Here is a 12,185-nt window from a genome sequence, read left to right on the forward strand (position 1 = left end):
CATAGAACTTTTCCCCATCTCGAGCGTTCCCACTTTGGTGGCTTGAAAATCTGCGCCATCCCCGAACATGTGTGCCCGCGAGAGGAAGCAGGATGACGGATGATCACGAACGGCTTGCACGACAAAACCAGTTGATCTCGTTCCTGCCGGATGACATCCGCTCGGAACTGCTTAATAGAGCAGTGGCGACCGATCTATCCGCGGGTGAAACCGTCATCAAAGCTGGAGAGAAGATCGAGAAGGTCTTTTTCATCTGCAGTGGCATCGCCTCGATCCTCGTCCAATCCCGGTCCGGTAAAGTTACCGAGTCAGGCATAGTAGGGCGTGAAGGTTATGTTCCATCCGGGGCGCTTGTAGATGCCGAGACGAGCTTCACCGAAGTGATCATGCAGGTGCCAGGCCAGGCGATGGTATTGGACATCACTGCTTTCCAAGCGTTGCGCAACCGTCATCGTATATTGGAGCAACTGCTGACCTGCGCAACTCATGCACTGCGCACTCAGATCGAGTGCACGTTGCTCTCCAACACGACGCAGACCGTCAGCCAACGTTTGGCACGGTGGATCCTGATCTGCCATGACCGCGTGGACGGTAACCAGCTGCATCTGACGCATGAGTTTCTGTCGCTTATGCTGGCCGTACGGCGGCCGAGCGTCACAGATGCCCTGCATTTTCTCGAAGGGAGAGGGTTTATCCGTTCGGAGCGCGCAAAGATCACCATTCGCAATCGCGACGCCCTCGAAGAATATGCCGGTGACATTTACGGCTTGTCTGAAGAAGAGCACGATCGGGTCTTTGCTCGCTTCCGTGCCTCAGCGCTTCTGCGCCCTGCACCCGCCGACAATCGTTCTGCGGGTTGATTAAGCTTGCGGAGGCCGCCTCAGCTAAGGGCGGCCCCTTTCGCTACGTGCCGTTACCGCGAAGCTGTACGGATAATCCGGCAGAGCTTGACGAGATCTGCCTCATAGCCGCCCTTCATGATGTCAACGCAGCGTTTCGCCAGGCGGATCTGCTCCGTGCGGGACATATCATTATAAGCACGAATGATGCCGTTGGCCGGCAGCGACGGATTTGTGCCAGGATTGATGGTTCCGGGGTTCGGTCTTCCGGGACCGGTGCCGATACCGACATCAAGATCGACGTCCAAGGCTCTCGCGCCTCCTACAGTCGCGCCAACCGAAGCGTTTAATCCACGGCTTCCACCGACAGACGCGTTCACGTCGGCATCTGCAATACTGCGGCCACCGACCGTCGCACTCGTATTGGCGTTGATGCCTCTGCTTCCACCGACGGACGCATTGACGTCTGCGCCAAGGCCACCTCCCGAACGGCCTCCCACACTGGCTCCGGCATTGATACCGCCGCTTCCTCCCACAGAAGCGCCGACACCCAAGCCCCCGCTGCCATTGCTGCCAACGCTTGCGCTAATTCCTCCCACACTGACGTCTAAGGCATGCGCATTGATCGGAAGCGCCAGACAGGCGCTCACCAACAAAACAGTATTCAGTCTTGTCATGATTTTTTCTCCTCACACACGATACTCACTCCACATCAGCATCAAAGATGCCATCTAAGAGTGTATATTAGAGGATGCTGTTTTGAAACATCTATATATATTCGATACCTAATATACGGTCAAAAGCGACTTCACTTTTCTGTGAAATTAGAGTTTTGTCTCATTTTGGTACAAGTATTGTGGGCCGACCAAACTATATGCGGTATTAAGATACTTGCCGCGCGAGTATATCGGCCATAAGTCTATTGTATTCGCTCTCGGCGCGGCCGTACGAGCCCCCGGCTTCCAGTTCCAGACCCTGACGGTTTATGATCGTTATCTGCCCGCGAGAGGCGCGGATCAAGCCTTTTCCCTCGAGAATGTGGAGCGCGACAGTAACGCCGGGGCGCCGCACGCCAAGAACAACTGCCAAGAACTCGTGCGTCATCGCCACTGTCGCACCGTCGATCCGGTCGTGTATCATCAGCAACCAGCGCGCGAGACGTTTATCGAGTTTTGATAGACCATTGGCAACGACCGTGGACGCCGTTTGTGCCAGCAACGTGTGTATATAGGTGAGAAACAGGTCCCGTAACGTGTCGCTGGCTCTCATCGCATCTACGACTGCCGACGAGGGCACAGCAATCCCATAGCCGCCCACCTGTACAAAGGTGCGATGTGCGGTTTCCGTGCTGCCGAGCACGATGGCCGACCCCGTCATGCCCTCTCGACCCGTTAGCCCGACTTCAATGCTTTTGCCACCGGACAGGTGACCGATAATGGAGGCAAGACCTGTTTCAAAAAAGATGACTCGTTCGATGGCGACATGAGGCTGCTCTATGATGTCATGGGCATTGAGCTTGATGATCTGCATGCTGGGCCGCAGCAGCTCAAAATCGTCCGGACGCAAAGCTTTCAATAGTTTATTGCGCACAGAGTTCTGGTCAGTATCCATTGAAGTCTTCATTCCCCTCGATCGTCCATCGGACGTTTGAGGGAAACTAAACACTTGAAAACTTTGAGCAATGCACTGTCATATACCGTACAGAAATTGACCCCCGCCAAACGCCCTATTCATATGATAAATATCTAATTAATATGTAATGGTACGAATGAGAGCCCGCGTCGTGCTGCGAGGTCTGCGTTCAAGGAGATGACGATGGCACCCGCCAGATACCTCATCCGAAACACGCTTCTCAACGCCATGGACGAGCCCAGCTTCAAAAACGTGCGTAGCCTTCTCAAGCGGGTCGAACTCCTCGCCGGGGCCCGCTTGTTCGAGACGGGAGAAGAAGCCGCCCATGTCCTCTTCATCGAGGAAGGGATAGCGTCGAGCTTCCTTCCGATGCCAGATGGACGCGATGTGGAAATCCTCCAAACAGGCCCTGAGGGCATGGTCGGACGCCATGCGATTTCAGCGACAGCTGACACCCCCTACCGGACCACGATGACGACAGATGGCCTCGTTCTCATGCTGCCGGTCAAGGCATTTGTCGATGTGGTGCGCCAACACCAACCTCTCCAGCACTTGCTTGAACTTTATGTCTACTGCTGTGAGCTTCAACTGGCGCAATTCGCAATATCCTGTCTCAGCCATCGTTTGAACGTCCGGCTCGCACGTTGGCTGTTGATGTGCCAAGACAGGCTGCAATCCAACGCGCTTCCGTTCACCCACGACTTTGTTGCCTCGTGCCTGGGAACGCGCCGCGCTGGCATAACCAACGAGTTGCACATTCTGGAAGGGATGCATGCAATAAAGGCTTCAAGAGGCCTGATCGAAATCCTGGATGCCGAGCCCATCAGAAATGTCGCGGGCAACAGCTATGGCTTGCCGGAAAATGAATACCGGCGCCTGATCTCGCCGCTGGCAATCGCCAGCCGCGAGATACAATTAGCCTAAGACGAAGCGTCTCCTTACTTCTGCATCCCCTTGACCATCTCAAGATGATGCTGGAGAGCAGGAAGCGTACTTGCCGCCCACGTCTTCAATTCACCCTGATCGCCGCCCTCGGAATAGCGTTTGAACAGATCGACAGCATTCTCATGCGCCGTCACCTGATCGTCGATATACTGCTCGTCGAACTCGGCGCCGTTCAACTCCTTCAGGCCTTCCATCATGTCGGCCTGTGATGAAGCAAGCGTTGTCGAGGGCGTGGCTTTGACCTTGCCGGACTCGATCATCTGTTTCATTTCCATCGACGTCTTTTCATGGTCGTTGATCATCTGCTGGGCAAAGGCCTTGGTCTTTTCGCTGCCTTTTTGAAGTGCCAGCTTGCTGGACTCGATTTCGAACATGTCGCTTGCCGAAGCCTGCTGAACGAAATCCTCGGTGGAGGGCGCCACACCCATGACCGAGTTGATACCGGTCTTCTCGGCAGCCGACTGCGCCGCCGCAGGTCCCGCAATTGCGGCGGTTACGGCGAGTGCTGCAATAAGAACTTTCATGTCTTCGATCTCCTCTTGTTGGGACTGCCCTAACCGGAAGTCTCAGGGCATGTTCCAAGATCGGAAAAAGCAAAAACACGGAACCGCCTTCGCATGGGCCGGTTGGGACAGCGCGAAAGGAGAACAATATGACCAAGGATACGCCATCCGCCGGCCCTGCCGGCACGACTGACCAGTGGCCGCGCTGGGAAGGCCCAACCACACAGAAACCGCGAGGCTATATGCCGGCAGCAGACGACCCTGAGAAAGACAGGGATGCCGTCGGCGAAAATCTGAAGGATCCTGAAAAGCGCAATATCAGCGACGCGCTCAAGACGAAGGACGATCAATAGCAGTGAGAACGGAATGAGGTTCAAACGCAGGGGTGATCCGACCGCGCAACAGCTACGTACTTACGAGAACGCTAACATAAAGCGACGACATCCACTTGCTGCCGGACCGGAAGAATGCCGAAATATTACTTCCATGTGCTGACGTCTGAGGGACGCGTGATCGATCCTGAAGGGAGCGAACTCGACGACATGGAGGCCGCCTACAGATCTGCAATCGAAGATGCCCGGGCTTTGATGAGCGAGGCAATTCTGGAGGGCAAGGATATTTCGTCTCGCAAGATCGAAATTTGCGACGTGCAGGGCATTCCGTTGCAGATCGTCCCCTTCCGGTCTGCTCTCACCGTCGTGGACTGACCAAGGTAACGCAGCCAGAAGCGCCAGCACTTGTCATCGACGACAACCTGTAGTCTCGCCGAAATCCCCTCACAAATCGCGTTGATGGGTACGCTTCCGAACGTTTACGGTTTTCCGATACCGCCATATAGTTGAGGCATTCTTCTTTCCTCAAGCATGGGCCGGGTCGGTACTGCTCGGAAGATATAATGGCTTTTCAATATGAACATCAAAGCCAAGGCGTTTTCTTGAACGATGACATGCGCGTCATCCAAGCGGCCTACAGCGGCGTCATGTCCGAACAATGGGAGCCGCTTGGCCCGGATACTGCGGATGTCGCTCGCTACGTGTTACGCATGTATGATCGGGGTATTGTTGACGCGGAAAAGTTAACGCGCCTGACGTCTCTGCACTTTCGCAACCGGCTTGATACGCTTCGTTACGGTTGACGCCCTATTTGCTTCTAAGTCGACGTATCGTCCTTGCGAAAATCAGGACCGATTTTTCGGCAGATGCTATAGCGTCAAAAATCAGGAACATTGCCCTTTGCCTGCGGTTAGCTGCAGTAACACAGACTACTCTGGGGCACACCGAGAATGGCTTCCATCGACACGAATACAAACAGTTGGCGCCACCTGTGCATCGACATGCAGCGCATGTTTTCGGAAGAGACGCCATGGCAGGTGGACTGGATGCCGAAAATCCTCGGTAACGTCGGCCGCTTGGTTCAGGAATGGCCGCAGCAGACGATATTTACCCGCTTCGTCCCACCTGCCAACGCGAAGGCGGCGCCGGGCCAATGGCAATCCTATTACCGCAAATGGTGGATGATGACGGGCGATCACATTCGCCGCGAGCTGACCGAGGTTATTCCGGAGCTTGCCGCCTTCATGCCACCGGCTGTGGATTTTACCAAATATACCTATTCTCCCTGGACGGACGGGAGACTGCACCATTACCTGAGCAAACGTGACGTCGATACGGTGATCATCTCCGGTGGCGAAACCGATGTCTGCGTTCTCGCTGCGGTTCTGGGAGCCATCGATCTCGGATACCGTGTCTTCCTGATCGAGGACGCCGTGTGCAGTGGACAGGATGAAACCCATGATGCGTCGCTGGCCCTGCTAAGAGGACGCTTTGCGGCACAGCTCACCCTGGTGAAAACGGAGGAGATGATCGAGAGCCTGAACGAAATTTTGGCCCATCCCTGAGATGCAGGAACGGGCCATAAAAGATGTGAAGTCTTGATCGGATTTTCAGTAGAGGTCGCGGCGCAGCGCCTCGCGAGCGCGACTGACACGGCTCTTGATCGTGCCGATGCGGCAACCACACATATCAGCGGCGTCGGCGTAGCTGGTACCATCCGCGATCAAGAGCAGGGCTTTCTTCTGATCCGAATCGAGATCTCCGATAGCGCGCATAACCTGTTGATGCTCCAGACGCCATTCCTGGCTAGGCGGCGTGGAGATCATCTTCTCGACACCAGCCGGCAGGCCAACGCGTTCGCGCTGAGCAACCTTGTAGCGCGTACAGAATGTGTTGCGCATGATCGTGAAGAGCCACGATTTCAGAGCCGTTCCCGGCGTGAACCGATGAACGGCACGAAGCGCTCGCAAAATCGTCTCTTGAACGAGATCGTCTACCTCTTCCTCCGTTCGAACAAAGCGACGGGCGAAGGCAGAGAGCGCGGGGCTGAGATCGGCAATTCCCATTCTCAATTCGGCGAGCTGTTCTTCCGTGACAACCACTTCGGATGCGGTGCTGGCGTTTTGCGTGTCCATATTCCCCTCCGTTGATGTAGGTCTTAATGCCCGGAAAGGATCATCGTTGCTGTACGTCAGCGTACACATAGCGGTTGAATTAGAAAAAACTAAAGGAACAGACCGGGAATCCGGCGGTTCGGAACAGCGTTTCAGGAAGGAACTAAAGATGCAAAAACGAGCCCTTATCGCGCTGGGGTTGATCGTCTTCGTCATCCTGGCTTTCTCGATATTCAAGCCAGGAGATGACACAAGACCGGGGCAGCCCTCACCGCATGCCATTGATCAGAGCCAATGACGCAGAAATAGTGCGGTGCAATTTAGGATTGAAGCCGCTTTCGTCTCCCCTCCATAGCGGCCAGCGCTGCACCGGCGAGGATCAATGGTAGGGCGGTTATAAAGGTGCTGGAGAGCGGAGACTTGAAGATGAGCAAATCCGCCAGGATCGGCCAAAGGATGGCGAGATATTCGAACGGCGCCAGCAAGGATGCTTCCGCATGCCGGAAGGCGACTGTCATGGCAATATGCGCAAAACCACCGAACAGCCCTGCCAGAACGAGAAGTACAAAGCCTGTATGGTCCGGCATGACCCACCCAAAAGGAACGGTAAAGAGGCCGCCGAGCATCGAAGCGATGACGAAATAGAAAGCGATGGCGCCTGGATTTTCCGTTCTGCTGAGGCTGCGCACCATGATGAGCGCAAAGGAGGTCAACACCCCCATGAGCAAACCTAGGATATAACCCCACATGCGGTTCTCGTCCATGACGCCATGCCCGATCTCCGGCCAGACCAGCGTGACGACGCCGGCAAGCCCAAAGAGCACGCCGCCGACACGCCACTTCGTCAATCGCTCGGAGAGAAGCACCACGCCTGCAATGCTGGTAAAGGTCGGCGAGAGATAGGTGAGCAACGTCGCTTCAGCCAAAGGCAGCCGCGCGATGGAAGCGAAGGACGCAAACATCGCCGCAGCGCCGAGACTTGAGCGAAGCAGGTGCCCGAGAGGGCGCCGTGTCGCGAGCCCGCGCGGAAATTCGCTGCGCCACCACAGAAAGATCACCAGCGGGATGAGCGCGAAGGCCGAGCGAAAGAAGACGATCTGGCCAACGGGCACTTCTCCCGAGGTTGCCTTGATGCAAATCGACATGCCGGCAAAAAGAAATCCGGACAGAACCCGAAGGCCGATGCCAAGCGTCTGGTTTTCGCTGATCGTTTTCAAGAATGCCCTCTGCGCGATGTCCTATCGAAGGAACTGGATATGCGGCCTGCCGTGAAAGCGCGAGGCCTCGACAACGGCGTCGACCGAAAAGACATCGCGCAGAAGATCTTGCGTCATCACCCGTTCAGGAGTGCCAGACGTCACGACCTTCCCCTTATCGAGCACGATCAGGTGATCGCAATACATGGCAGCATGATTGAGATCATGGAGCGCGATGATGCTGGTGACCGGAAGTTCAGACACGAGACGCAGAAGACTGATCTGGTGATGAACATCCAGATGATTGGTCGGCTCATCGAGAATGAGTTCCTTCGGGGACTGCGCCAAAGCGCGGGCAAGATGGGCCCGCTGCTTCTCACCACCGGAAAGGTTCTGCCACGCATCGTTGCGCTTGGTGTCCATTTCGGTGCGCTCGAGCGCTTCGTTCACAGCCGCATCATCTTCCCGCGTCCAGCCCGAAAACATCGATTTGTGCGGAAAGCGCCCCAGCTTGACGACGTCGATGACCTTCAGATTGACGTTGGTCGTGGCGTGCTGCTCAATGAAGGCGATCCGCTGGGCCAGCGACTTTCGGCGGATCGTTTTGATGTTCTCGCCGTCTAGCAGGACCTGCCCGGAATGCGGTTTCTTCAACCCGGTGAGCAGCCGAAGCAGCGATGTCTTGCCGGAGCCATTTGGCCCCAGAAGACCGAGCATCTTGCCCGGCTCGACGGTGAAGGAGATCCCGTCTACGATCGTCTTGGCGCCGACCTTCCAGACCAGATTGTCTGCTGTAATACTCATGACGCGCGTTGCAGCCTGTAAAGGATGACTGAGAAGAACGGCACGCCAACCAAAGCCGTTACCACGCCTATTGGCAGAACCTGTTGCGGGACCAATGTCCGTGATGCGATATCCGCCAGAACCATGAAAATCGCTCCGGTAATGGCGCAGGCCGGCAAGAGCCTTGCGTGCAACGGCCCGACGACGAAACGTGCGGCATGTGGAACGACCAGGCCGACGAAGCCGATGGTTCCCACCATACTGACGATGGTGGCGGTGATGACTGCAGTCAAGGCAAAGAGAATGATGCGTGTGCGCCCGACATTCACGCCAAGCGACGCGGCTGCCTCATCGCCGAAAGCGAAAGCATCGAGAACGCGGGCGTGTAACAGACAGCAGATGAGACCCAGACCAACCACGATGGACACGAGACCGACATCCGGCCAGCGCACACCGCCGAAGCTGCCGAGAAGCCAGAACATTACGTCCCGGGCCTGCTGAGCATTGCCGGACGTGGTAACGACATAGGATGTGGCCGCGTTGAATAGCTGAGCCGCCGCAACACCTGCCAGGATCGTTCTATCCGCACCGCCGCGGGCACCGTTGGACAGGAGGGCAACCAGAAAAAATGCCGCGAAGGCGCCGACAAAAGCGCCTAGGGACAGAGACACCGCTCCAGCTCCAATACCGAGAATGACGACGGCCACGGCACCGGTAGAAGCACCGGCGGATATGCCGAGAACATAAGGCTCCGCCAACGGATTGCGCAGCATGGCTTGCATGATGGCCCCGCAGATCGCAAGGCCCGCACCACAGAACACCGCCACGAGCGCACGGCTCAGCCTATACTCCCAGATGACAGCCTCATGAATGCGGCTGATTTCCACCGACGTCCAGCCAAGCTTGTTGGTGATGGCGGCATAGGTCGTCGATAGCGGGATGGGCAAATCGCCAATCCCGACACTGATGCCGACAACGAGGGCGATCGTTACGAAGCAGGCAAGATAGAGCGCTACGGAGGCGACCAGCCGCCGCGTTACGCTTCCTGAGCCATCCTTCGCTGCCACCGAACTCACTTGAGGCCGAGGGTCTTCAATTGCTGAGCAATCTGCTCGGCGCCATAAATCGTCTGAACGCTCGGGTTCATGGCCTGCGCCGGCATGATGACGAGCGCTTTGTTCTTGACGGCATTCATCTGGCTGGTCGCCGGATCGCTATTGAGGAACTTGATCTTGGCGTCAGCCTTGTCGAGTTCCCAGCGATTGCGATCGACCTGCGTCACAACGATGACATCAGGATTGGCGGCGATGATCGTCTCCCAGCCGATGGCAGGAGATTCGGTTTCGGTGGTGATGGCATTTGTCCCGCCCAGCAGATCGGCGATGTAGCCGGACGGGCTGTTCTTGCCGCCCAGATACGCGTCAGCCGATGGTGAAGGGCTGGAGAACCAGAAGACATAGGAAAGCTTCTTGCCGTCCTTCGGAGCATCTGCGCGCAGGGCCGCTTCGCGCTTTTTCAGGTCGGCAATGACGGCCTGACCCTTGCCGGCGACATCGAAGATCTGCGAGAGATCTTCGATCTCCTTGTAGAGCGTTTCCATGTTCCAGAGCTTGGAGCGATTACCATAGCCTGACTTGTCTTTGGACATGTCATCCAGAGCGCACATGCTTGGCGAAAGATATGTCGAGATACCGAGCTTATCGAAATCTTCGCGCTTCGCCACCTTGCTGGTGGGTCCGACAAGCGTCGGCAACGCGGCGGTGACAAAGTCCGGGTTCTGCGCCAGGATGGATTCGAAGGTCGGGAACTCGACGGTCAGAACCTTCACCTTTGCGTTTGCTTCAGCAACCTGCGGCAGGACCTTATTCGGCCAGAACGCGGTACCGACCATCTTGTCCTGCAAACCAAGCAGCAGCATGATCTCGGCGCTGTTCTGACCAAGCGCCACCGCACGCTCAGGCGCCTTGTTGAAGGTAGCGGTCGCGCCGCAATTTTCGATCGTTAGAGGATAGGTCGTGGGAGCTGCTGTCGCAGAAGTGGCCGCAAGCCCGGCCAACGCGCAAATTCCAACAGTCGCAAAAAGACGCTTCAACATCATGCAAAATCCCTATGACCGCGGCGCTCGCCGCATAATGCTTGCGCCTATAATCACCTCTCCAGGGACAAAACAAGACCGTTTACTTCATATTTTGGTGCGGCGCTGTCTAAAGGCGTAAAATTTAGCCGAACGCGCCGCGTCGTTGCGCCATCGTATGGACCTGCCCATCAGGGCGCCGTGTGATGCCGAAGCTGCCTTCAACCTGATGGATCACTATCCGCGCACGATCGCGGCGATCATGATAGCGGCAAAGGCCAGGAACATGACGCTGCCGACGATGATCGTGACCAACGCCTGGGCAGATATGTAAGTGCCAGCTACGCCACCAAGCACACGCGGCCATTGGCTTGTGCCTTTCCCCTGCGCCATCGGATAGCCACAGGCTGGGCAGGCAAAGGCCTTGTCGGATACTTTGCCCTCGCATTCCGGGCAGACGGTCAGTGCCATATCAATCTTCTCCGATCACGAACTCGACGCGGCGATTCTTCTGCCGGCCTTCAGGATTATCCGCGCCTTGCGCAGTCTGGTTTGGCGCGACGGGGAAGCGTTCCCCCTTCCCTTCTGTCACCATGGACGATGTGACGCCATTTTTCGACAGCCAGCTCTTGACCGAAGCAGCCCGGCGCTTTGACAATTTGTCATTGTATTCGTCGCTGCCTTTGGAATCGGTATGGCCGACGATCAGGACTTTCTTCGGCTCAATCGCCACCAGCGTCTCGGACAGTTGTGAGAGCACGCGTCTTGCATCTGGCCTGATATCCGCCTTGTCAAAATCGAAAAGGACATCTGCCGGCAGGTTGACGATGATATGCTTGCCTTCTTGTCGCGCGCCAAGTGCCGTAAGGTTGTTCTCGGTTTTGAGACGCGTCTCTTCATCCATCGGCTTCAGATCAAAGGACGAGGCCTCGCTGGAAAACGAACCCGTGCTCTCCTGGCTTTTCTCGATGAAATGCGAGGCCGGAAAGTCGATTTCATGAAAGCTCGACCGTTGCTCGCCCCAGGGCGCGGTACTCGTTGTAACCTGATAATCCGCAGCGTTCACGGGCAAGGCAATGACAAGCCCGAGCAGCGCAAGCGCTCTCATTGCTTGAGATCCAGTGGGATTGTGACACCAGGGCCGCTGCGGTCATCGCCGCTGTTGCCGGGATTGAAAACGAGAGACACCTTTTCGACATTGGCGGGGATGGTGCCGGGGAAGATGATATCTCCCTCCATCGTCTTACCGTTGGCGATCCGCATCCAACGATTGTCAGGGATTTGGCGCATGTGCAGTCGTTCTTGCTCGCCCTCGCCCCAGGCGAGATAGGCGTTCTCGCTATCATTCATGTTGACGAAATTGGTGCCGGGATTGTCGAAGCTTGCCAGTAGGCGGATTTTGGTGGCATCGGGACCGACCGATACGGACTTGACTTGTACCGTCAAACCGACGGGCACGCTGACCTGGCCTCCTGTGATGGTGATATTGCGTTCCTGCGCCTGCGCGATACCCGCAATAGACAAGGCAAGCGTGAGTGACACGATCCGAAGCATATGCTCTCCTCAAAATCCCCAAGCGCCGTGCCTCCCGATAAATGCGAACAGGAAGCAGTGGCTTGGTGAGAACATAGGCGTCAAAATGGCAACAATGTGCCGCGCAACCTGAAGAGGTGCAGCTTCTTCACCTACGATGATTATGGGATGCGTCCGCTCAAGGGCCTTGAAGCATTCACGGCGGCAACTTGGGCGCCGCCGCGTCTGTTTCAA

The 12,185-nt window shown here is 56.4% G+C and carries 18 protein-coding genes; 7 read left to right on the forward strand and 11 right to left on the reverse strand.

What is annotated here, in order from left to right; genetic code table 11:
- The first annotated feature begins 92 nt into the window (after positions 1-92).
- Positions 93-860 carry a Crp/Fnr family transcriptional regulator gene (locus WKI41_RS10465; protein ID WP_340193420.1) on the forward strand — a complete coding sequence of 256 codons (768 nt, stop codon included), beginning with the start codon at positions 93-95 and terminating at the stop codon, positions 858-860.
- Positions 861-913: 53 nt separating this feature from the next.
- Here the strand turns inward: WKI41_RS10465 and WKI41_RS10470 are convergent, their stop codons facing one another.
- Both WKI41_RS10470 and WKI41_RS10475 read right to left on the reverse strand, forming a co-directional pair.
- Positions 914-1,516: a hypothetical protein gene (locus WKI41_RS10470; protein ID WP_340193421.1), complete on the reverse strand. Its 603-nt coding sequence runs from the start codon at positions 1,514-1,516 to the stop codon at positions 914-916.
- Between the two features lie 205 nt (positions 1,517-1,721).
- Positions 1,722-2,450 carry a Crp/Fnr family transcriptional regulator gene (locus WKI41_RS10475; RefSeq protein WP_340193422.1) on the reverse strand — a complete coding sequence of 243 codons (729 nt, stop codon included), beginning with the start codon at positions 2,448-2,450 and terminating at the stop codon, positions 1,722-1,724.
- 249 nt (positions 2,451-2,699) lie between these two features.
- Here WKI41_RS10475 and WKI41_RS10480 point away from each other — a divergent pair, with 249 nt between their 5' ends.
- A complete protein-coding gene (locus WKI41_RS10480; RefSeq protein WP_340193423.1) occupies positions 2,700-3,395 on the forward strand; it encodes a Crp/Fnr family transcriptional regulator in 696 nt (231 codons plus the stop codon).
- A gap of 14 nt (positions 3,396-3,409) precedes the next feature.
- Here the strand turns inward: WKI41_RS10480 and WKI41_RS10485 are convergent, their stop codons facing one another.
- Positions 3,410-3,940, reverse strand: a complete 531-nt coding sequence (locus WKI41_RS10485) for a DUF4142 domain-containing protein (RefSeq protein ID WP_340193424.1) — start codon at positions 3,938-3,940, stop codon at positions 3,410-3,412.
- A 128-nt stretch (positions 3,941-4,068) separates the two neighbouring features.
- On the opposite strand from WKI41_RS10485, the gene WKI41_RS10490 reads away from it, so the two are divergent.
- From WKI41_RS10490 to WKI41_RS10505, 4 genes are all read left to right on the forward strand, one after another.
- The gene (locus WKI41_RS10490; protein ID WP_340193425.1) at positions 4,069-4,272 is read left to right on the forward strand and encodes a hypothetical protein; all 204 of its coding nucleotides are present in this window, start codon (positions 4,069-4,071) and stop codon (positions 4,270-4,272) included.
- A 114-nt stretch (positions 4,273-4,386) separates the two neighbouring features.
- On the forward strand, positions 4,387-4,626 hold the full coding sequence (locus tag WKI41_RS10495; RefSeq protein WP_340193426.1) for a DUF6894 family protein: 240 nt from the start codon (positions 4,387-4,389) through the stop codon (positions 4,624-4,626).
- Between the two features lie 188 nt (positions 4,627-4,814).
- Positions 4,815-5,054, forward strand: coding sequence for a hypothetical protein (locus WKI41_RS10500; protein WP_340193427.1), 240 nt, complete (start codon positions 4,815-4,817; stop codon positions 5,052-5,054).
- A 147-nt stretch (positions 5,055-5,201) separates the two neighbouring features.
- Positions 5,202-5,816: a cysteine hydrolase family protein gene (locus tag WKI41_RS10505; RefSeq protein ID WP_340193428.1), complete on the forward strand. Its 615-nt coding sequence runs from the start codon at positions 5,202-5,204 to the stop codon at positions 5,814-5,816.
- Positions 5,817-5,861: 45 nt separating this feature from the next.
- Here WKI41_RS10505 and WKI41_RS10510 read toward each other — a convergent pair whose 3' ends face one another.
- The gene (locus WKI41_RS10510; RefSeq protein ID WP_425341014.1) at positions 5,862-6,386 is read right to left on the reverse strand and encodes a sigma-70 family RNA polymerase sigma factor; all 525 of its coding nucleotides are present in this window, start codon (positions 6,384-6,386) and stop codon (positions 5,862-5,864) included.
- Positions 6,387-6,432: 46 nt separating this feature from the next.
- On the opposite strand from WKI41_RS10510, the gene WKI41_RS10515 reads away from it, so the two are divergent.
- Positions 6,433-6,663, forward strand: coding sequence for a hypothetical protein (locus WKI41_RS10515; RefSeq protein ID WP_340193429.1), 231 nt, complete (start codon positions 6,433-6,435; stop codon positions 6,661-6,663).
- Between the two features lie 22 nt (positions 6,664-6,685).
- On the opposite strand, the gene WKI41_RS10520 is transcribed toward WKI41_RS10515, so the two are convergent.
- From WKI41_RS10520 to WKI41_RS10550, 7 genes are all read right to left on the reverse strand, one after another.
- Positions 6,686-7,582, reverse strand: coding sequence for a DMT family transporter (locus tag WKI41_RS10520; protein WP_340193430.1), 897 nt, complete (start codon positions 7,580-7,582; stop codon positions 6,686-6,688).
- A gap of 21 nt (positions 7,583-7,603) precedes the next feature.
- Positions 7,604-8,365 carry an ABC transporter ATP-binding protein gene (locus tag WKI41_RS10525; RefSeq protein WP_340193431.1) on the reverse strand — a complete coding sequence of 254 codons (762 nt, stop codon included), beginning with the start codon at positions 8,363-8,365 and terminating at the stop codon, positions 7,604-7,606.
- Positions 8,362-9,372 (reverse strand): FecCD family ABC transporter permease, encoded by a 1,011-nt coding sequence (locus tag WKI41_RS10530; RefSeq protein ID WP_340193674.1) that lies wholly within the window; start codon positions 9,370-9,372, stop codon positions 8,362-8,364. Before WKI41_RS10530 ends, WKI41_RS10525 begins: the two co-directional genes overlap by 4 nt.
- Positions 9,373-9,416: 44 nt before the next feature.
- Positions 9,417-10,442: an ABC transporter substrate-binding protein gene (locus WKI41_RS10535; protein WP_340193432.1), complete on the reverse strand. Its 1,026-nt coding sequence runs from the start codon at positions 10,440-10,442 to the stop codon at positions 9,417-9,419.
- A 213-nt stretch (positions 10,443-10,655) separates the two neighbouring features.
- The gene (locus WKI41_RS10540; protein ID WP_340193433.1) at positions 10,656-10,889 is read right to left on the reverse strand and encodes a hypothetical protein; all 234 of its coding nucleotides are present in this window, start codon (positions 10,887-10,889) and stop codon (positions 10,656-10,658) included.
- 1 nt (position 10,890) lies between these two features.
- A complete protein-coding gene (locus WKI41_RS10545) occupies positions 10,891-11,526 on the reverse strand; it encodes an OmpA family protein (protein WP_340193434.1) in 636 nt (211 codons plus the stop codon).
- Entirely contained in the window at positions 11,523-11,972 is a 450-nt protein-coding gene (locus WKI41_RS10550; RefSeq protein WP_340193435.1) for a hypothetical protein, read from the reverse strand. The genes WKI41_RS10545 and WKI41_RS10550 overlap by 4 nt, the downstream gene beginning before the upstream one ends.
- Between the last annotated feature and the right edge of the window lie 213 nt (positions 11,973-12,185).

Origin of the sequence: Agrobacterium larrymoorei (assembly GCF_037722385.1) — a bacterium.
GTDB lineage: Bacteria > Pseudomonadota > Alphaproteobacteria > Rhizobiales > Rhizobiaceae > Agrobacterium > Agrobacterium larrymoorei_C.

Excerpts from the sequence above, each read along its gene's own strand:
- WKI41_RS10550 (WP_340193435.1), bottom strand. The coding sequence starts at position 11,972 with ATGCTTCGGATCGTGTCACTCACGCTTGCCTTGTCTATTGCGGGTATC.
- WKI41_RS10545 (WP_340193434.1), bottom strand. The coding sequence starts at position 11,526 with ATGAGAGCGCTTGCGCTGCTCGGGCTTGTCATTGCCTTGCCCGTGAAC.
- WKI41_RS10510 (WP_425341014.1), bottom strand. The coding sequence starts at position 6,386 with ATGGACACGCAAAACGCCAGCACCGCATCCGAAGTGGTTGTCACGGAA.
- WKI41_RS10525 (WP_340193431.1), bottom strand. The coding sequence starts at position 8,365 with ATGAGTATTACAGCAGACAATCTGGTCTGGAAGGTCGGCGCCAAGACG.
- WKI41_RS10500 (WP_340193427.1), top strand. The coding sequence starts at position 4,815 with ATGGCTTTTCAATATGAACATCAAAGCCAAGGCGTTTTCTTGAACGAT.
- WKI41_RS10470 (WP_340193421.1), bottom strand. The coding sequence starts at position 1,516 with ATGACAAGACTGAATACTGTTTTGTTGGTGAGCGCCTGTCTGGCGCTT.
- WKI41_RS10535 (WP_340193432.1), bottom strand. The coding sequence starts at position 10,442 with ATGATGTTGAAGCGTCTTTTTGCGACTGTTGGAATTTGCGCGTTGGCC.
- WKI41_RS10465 (WP_340193420.1), top strand. The coding sequence starts at position 93 with ATGACGGATGATCACGAACGGCTTGCACGACAAAACCAGTTGATCTCG.
- WKI41_RS10495 (WP_340193426.1), top strand. The coding sequence starts at position 4,387 with ATGCCGAAATATTACTTCCATGTGCTGACGTCTGAGGGACGCGTGATC.
- WKI41_RS10485 (WP_340193424.1), bottom strand. The coding sequence starts at position 3,940 with ATGAAAGTTCTTATTGCAGCACTCGCCGTAACCGCCGCAATTGCGGGA.
- WKI41_RS10475 (WP_340193422.1), bottom strand. The coding sequence starts at position 2,450 with ATGGATACTGACCAGAACTCTGTGCGCAATAAACTATTGAAAGCTTTG.
- WKI41_RS10480 (WP_340193423.1), top strand. The coding sequence starts at position 2,700 with ATGGACGAGCCCAGCTTCAAAAACGTGCGTAGCCTTCTCAAGCGGGTC.
- WKI41_RS10540 (WP_340193433.1), bottom strand. The coding sequence starts at position 10,889 with ATGGCACTGACCGTCTGCCCGGAATGCGAGGGCAAAGTATCCGACAAG.
- WKI41_RS10505 (WP_340193428.1), top strand. The coding sequence starts at position 5,202 with ATGGCTTCCATCGACACGAATACAAACAGTTGGCGCCACCTGTGCATC.
- WKI41_RS10490 (WP_340193425.1), top strand. The coding sequence starts at position 4,069 with ATGACCAAGGATACGCCATCCGCCGGCCCTGCCGGCACGACTGACCAG.